This is a genomic window from Mesorhizobium sp. WSM4833 (assembly GCF_055811095.1).
Window position 1 is genome coordinate 560,949 of sequence record NZ_JBVVQG010000001.1, and the last position, 6,000, is coordinate 566,948.

Annotated in this window: 1 protein-coding gene; it reads left to right on the forward strand. The window is 64.8% G+C overall.

All coding sequences use genetic code 11. From position 1 onward, the window contains the following. Positions 1 to 271: 271 nt before the first annotated feature. On the forward strand, positions 272 to 5,770 hold the full coding sequence (locus AC0L2D_RS02720) for an alpha-2-macroglobulin family protein (RefSeq protein ID WP_473540301.1): 5,499 nt from the start codon (positions 272 to 274) through the stop codon (positions 5,768 to 5,770). Positions 5,771 to 6,000: the final 230 nt, after the last annotated feature.

Sequence of the window (6,000 nt, forward strand, 5' to 3'; positions counted from 1 at the left end):
AAGACAACCTAGGTTACAAAACTAAAATTGGAATGAAGTTCTGAAGCGCTCGTAAAGGGGCCACAATCCAATTGTCTGAAATAGGACGGGCTTGGAATTCACACCTTTTGCGTCGCCGCAAGAAAGCGTGATCCCCTGTCCTATGGAGGTACTACCGGTCATCGACCGGAAAGGAAACCGTTGGCAGGCGGAACCCTGCCGCGTCCTTGTGTTGACAAGCCTGACTGAAGCTTGATCATGCCCGGACGTCAGCTGTGTCTGGAGGGGTGTTATGGCAATGCGCGCGGCTCGTGGTCTTTCGATTCTGATTCTCCTGTTTTTTGCCTGGGCCAATGTCCTGGCCTGGAGCAGCGTCTCGCAGGCGGCCGAGGCCCGGCGTATCGCGACAACGGACAATTCCGATTATTTCGGTTTTGATCTCAGGTCCGACCAGAATGTGACAATCGACCAGTGCAAGGCGACATGCCTGGGAGACCCGGCCTGCCGCGCCTTCACCTACAATAAAAAAGCCAAATGGTGCTTCCTCAAATCCGACTACAACCAGTTGAAAACCTTCAACGGCGCGGTCGCCGGCAAGGTCGTCAACATCGATGGCGATCCTGATATCGGCGCGCCGCCGGAACTCGCCTTTTTCCCCAACTGGATGGCCGACCAGGCCCAGCAATACCGCAACAAGCTGCTCGGCCCGGCCTATGACAAGCCGACAGAAGGCATGGCTGCCTTGCTGAGTGCCGCCGAACAGGCCGTGCTGACCGGCGACCACCGCTCCGCCATGCTGAAATACGAGGCCGCTGTCTCGGTACTGCCCGATGATGGCCAGCTCTGGCTCAACCTGGCGCGTGAAACGCTGGCCGTGCAGCCCGCCGCCAGCACATCCGAAGCTTCCACTTTGCCGACGAACGGCACTTCGGCCGCATTCAATGCCTATAAACTACTGCGCACCACCAAGACGCGCGCCGAAGTGCTGGCGCTGCTCGGCAACGGCCTCGACAAGCGCGATCTCTACCGGCCGGCGCTACAGGCCTATGAGGCGAGCCTTGCCCTGAACCCGTCGCCGGCGGTCCAGGCCGACTATGCCGATCTGAAGGCGCGCAAGGGTTTCCGCGTTATCGACCACACCATCGACGCCGACACCAGCGCGCCGCGCATCTGCGCGCAATTCTCCGAAGATCTGGTCAAGACCGGCGTCGATTACGCGCAATTCGTCACCGTCGACAATGCACCGCCCAAGGGCGTCGAGGCCAAGGACAAGCAGATCTGCGTCGAAGGGCTGGAGCATGGCCAGCACTACGACGTCACCTTCCGCGCCGGCCTGCCGGCGGCAATCGGCGAAGTGACCGCGGCACCCGTGGTGCTGTCGATCTATGTCCAGGACCGCGCACCGTCCGCCCGCTTCACCGGTGATAGCTTCGTGCTGCCGGCCGGCGCGCGCCGCGGTATTCCGATCGTTACCGTCAACATGAACGCTGCCGAGATGAAGCTCTATCGCATCGGCGATCGTTCGCTCGCCCAGCTTCTGTCGGGCTACCAATTCCTGCACCAGCTGGACGGCTATGACATCTCCAACATTTCCGAGCAGATGGGCGCGCCGGTCTGGCAAGGCCAGCTCGACATCGCCAATGACCTCAACAAGGAGGTCACCACCTCCTTCCCGGTCGACGAGGCGGTGCCGCAGCGCAAGCCCGGCGTCTACGTGCTGACCGCCCAGGCCGTCAACGACAAGAGCGACGACTACAACTCGATGGCCACGCAATGGTTCGTCGTCTCCGACATCGGCCTGTCGACCTATACCGGTCAGGACGGGCTCAATGTCTTTGCCCGTTCGCTGGGCAGCGCCAAGCCGATCGCCGGCGCCGAACTGACGCTGGTCGCCAGGAACAATGAGGTTCTGGGCACGGCGACGTCGGATGCCGACGGCCATGCCGTCTTCAACCCCGGCCTGACGCGCGGCGACGGCGGCATGGTGCCGGCCGTGCTGATGGCCAAGCAGGGCGACAATGACTTCGTCTTCCTCGACATGGGCCGGGCCGGCTTCGACCTGTCCGACCGCGGCGTCACCGGGCGCGCGGCGCCAGGTGCGCTCGACGTCTATGCCTGGACCGAACGCGGTATCTACCGCGCCGGCGAGGATGTTCATGTCGCCGCACTTGCTCGCGACGGTGCCGCCAAGGCGGTCGAAAACCTGCCGTTGACCTTCATCTTCTCGCGCCCCGACGGCGTCGAGGACCGCCGTATCGTCAGCGACGGCGCATCGGCCGGCGGCCATGCCGTCGACCTGCCGCTCGCCCCCAACGCCATGCGCGGCACCTGGTCGGTGTCGATCTACACCGATCCCAAGCAGCCCGCGGTGGCCAGCCAGATGTTCCTGGTCGAGGATTTCGTTCCGGATCGCATCGAATTCGACATGAAGGCCGACAAGCAGGAAATCGCCCAGGGCGAAACCGCCAACATCGACATTGACGGCCGCTTCCTCTATGGCGCGCCGGCAGCAGGCCTGGCGCTGGAAGGCGAGCTGACGCTGTCGACGTCGCGCGACTGGGACCGTTTCCAGGGCTTTTCCTTCGGTCTCGCCGACGAGCAGTCGGCCGAACCCACGGTCACCCCCCTCGCCGATCTGCCGGTGGTTGGCGATGACGGCAAGGTGACCTTCCCGGTCTCCGTCGACCAACTGCCCTCGACCACCAAGCTGGTCGACGCCAAGGTGACGGTCAGGATGCGTGAAACCGGCGGCCGCGCCATCGAGCGCTCGCTCAACATCGGCATCCGCCCGCAGGGCCATATGATCGGCATTCGTCCGGATTTCGCCGACAATGAAGTGCCGCAAGGCGGCACGGCCAAGTTCAGCCTGATCGCCGTCGATCCCGACGGCAAGCGTGAGGCGCTGAAAGGCGCGCAATGGACGCTAGTCAAGGTCGAACGCAATTACCAGTGGTACCGCTCCAACAATTCGTGGAATTACGAGCCGGTGACCTTCACCAAGTCGATCGCCAACGGCCAGGTCGACCTCAACGCCGACGGCGACGCAACGGTCTCCGTGCCGGTCGATTGGGGTCAGTACAGGCTCGAGGTTGAAACCGCCGATCCCGAAGGACCGGCGACCAGCTACGAGTTCGACGCCGGCTGGTATGTCTCCTCGACCACCACCGAAACGCCTGACGGCCTCGAAATCGCCCTCGACAAGGACAATTATGCCGCCGGCGAAGTGGCCAAGCTGAAAATCTCGCCGCATTTTGCCGGCGAACTCTTGATCAACATCGGCTCCGACAAGCTGTTGAAGACCATCACGGCGTCAGTGCCGGCCGGCGGCAGCACCGTCGACATTCCGGTCGGCGACGACTGGGGCGCCGGCGCCTATGTCACCGCAACCCTGTTCCGGCCGGGCGATGCGCAGGAGACGCGCATGCCGGCCCGCGCCATCGGCGTGAAATGGCTGAAGGTCGATCCGGGTTCGAAGAAGCTCGCCATCACCTTGACGCCACCGGACAAGACCATGCCGCGCCAGCAGCTGTCGATCCCGGTTTCGGTCGCCGGCGTGCAGGCGGGCAGCAATGCCTATGTCATGGTTGCCGCCGTCGATGTCGGCATCCTCAATCTGACCAGCTACAAGGCGCCGGATCCGGAGAACTGGTTCTTCGGCCAGCGCATGCTGGGCATGGAAATCCGCGACATCTACGGTCGCCTGATCGACGGTTCTCTGGGCAACGCCGGCAAGCTCAGGACCGGCGGCGACGGCGCCAACATGCAGGCGCAAGGCAGCCCGCCGACCGAAAAGCTTGTCGCCTTCTTTTCCGGCGTCGTCGAGCTTGACGCCGACGGCAAGGCGCGGGTCGACTTCGACATCCCGCAGTTCAACGGCACCGTGCGCGTCATGGCCGTCGCCTGGACCAAGGACGCGGTCGGCCACGCCCAGTCCGACGTGATCGTGCGCGATCCCGTGGTCATCACCGCCGGCCTGCCGCGCTTCCTGGCGCCTGGTGACGCCGCCGTTATGCGCCTCGACGTCGCCGACACCGAGGGTCCGGCCGGCGACTATGCGTTCTCGATCGAAACGACGGGCGACCTGTCGACGGGCGACAAGCCTCTGCCCCAGAAGCTGACGCTCGCCCAGGGCAAGCGCCAGACGCTGACCGTGCCGCTGATCGCTCAGACGGCCGGCAATGCCTCGCTCACCATCAAGCTTGCCCATGCCGACGGCACCAAGGTCGAGCAGACGCTCTATGTGCCGGTGCGCCCGGCGCAATTACCGGTCACCACCCGCCTGGTGGTCGACCTCAAGGGCGATGGCGGCGCGCTTCGCGTCGACAAGGAGCTGCTCGCGGCAAGCCTGCTCGACGGCGCCTCTGTCAGCGTCGGCGTTTCGCAGGCTGCCGCCTTCGACGTGCCTTCGCTGCTGATGACGCTCGACCGCTACCCCTATGGGTGCGCCGAGCAGACCACCAGCCGCGCCATGCCGCTTCTCTACGTCAATGAATTGGCGTCCGGCATCGGCATGGCCAGCGATCCCGATATCCATGGCCGCATCCAGGACGCCATCTACAAGGTTCTGAGCTACCAGGCCTCGGGCGGCAGCTTCGGCCTGTGGGGCCCGGGCTCCGGCGATCTGTGGCTCGATGCCTATGTCACCGACTTCCTGACCAGGGCACGCGAGCAGAAATACGACGTGCCGAGCCTGGCCATGAACCAGGCGCTCAGCAACCTGCAGAACTCACTCGGCTACGACCAGAGCGTCCAGGACCGGGGCAGCGAGATCGCCTACGCCCTCTACGTTCTGGCCCGCAACAAGAAGGCCTCGATCGGCGACCTGCGCTACTATGCGGACACGCAACTCGAAGCTTTTTCCAGCCCGATGGCCGTTGCCCAGCTGGCGGCAAGCCTGGCGCTCTACGGCGATACACCGCGTGCGGAATCGACGTTCAAAACTGCCCTGCAGTTGGCCAAGTCGACCACCGACTACGACTACTACCGCTCCGACTACGGTTCGCGGCTGCGTGATGGCGCGGCGATGCTGGCGTTGGCGGCGGAATCCAAGCCGGTACCGACAATCGTGCCGGAGCTGATCAAGCTGGTGACCAGGGAACGCGCCGAAGCCCGCTGGACCAGCACCCAGGACGAATCCTGGATGCTGCTGGCGGCCCGCGCGCTGAAAGAAGGCAATGATACGATCACGCTGACCGTCAATGGCGCGGCGCATTCCGGCGGCTACTCCAACCAGGTCGAAGGCTCTGACCTTGTCGACAGCCCGCTGACCATCGCCAACACCGGCAAGACCCCGCTGCAGGCCGTCGTCACCACGGTGGCGTCGCCGGTCCAGCCGCTGCCGGCCGGCGGCGACGGCTTCACAATCAGCCGCACTTACTACAAGCTCGACGGCACCGAAGCCAATGTCACGGAGGCGACTCAGAACGAACGCTATGTCGTCGTGCTCAAGGTCAACGAGCAGAACACATGGCCGTCGCGCCTGCTGGTCACCGACCTGTTGCCGGCCGGCTTCGAGATCGACAATCCCGGCCTGGTCTCCAGCGCCCAGTTGACGAACTTCTCGTGGCTTGCGCAGACCGATGCGGCCCATCTCGAATTCCGCGACGACCGTTTCGTCGCGGCATTCAACCCGGCCGACGGCGACCACGACCACAATCTGACCCTCGCCTATGTCGTGCGCGCCGTGACGCCGGGTACCTATGCGCACCCCGCGGCAACGGTGGAAGACATGTATCGGCCGCAATACTCGGCCCGCACCGCCACCGGCATGATGGAGATCAAGGCGCCGTAAGGCGCTGATGGTGATGGACGCGATGAGCAAAGTGCCCCCTCACCCGCCCTCCGCTTCGCTCGGTCGACCTCTCCCCGAGGGGAGAGGAGACGGCCAGCGCTGGCGCCAGTCTCTTCTCCCCACCGGAGAGAAGGGGGGGGCGCCCCGGGCGGGGGGGGGGGGGGGGGGGGTGGCGGGCGGGGGGGTGGGCAAATAGCAGGTGGGGGGGGCGGGGGGGGGGGCGGCCGCGC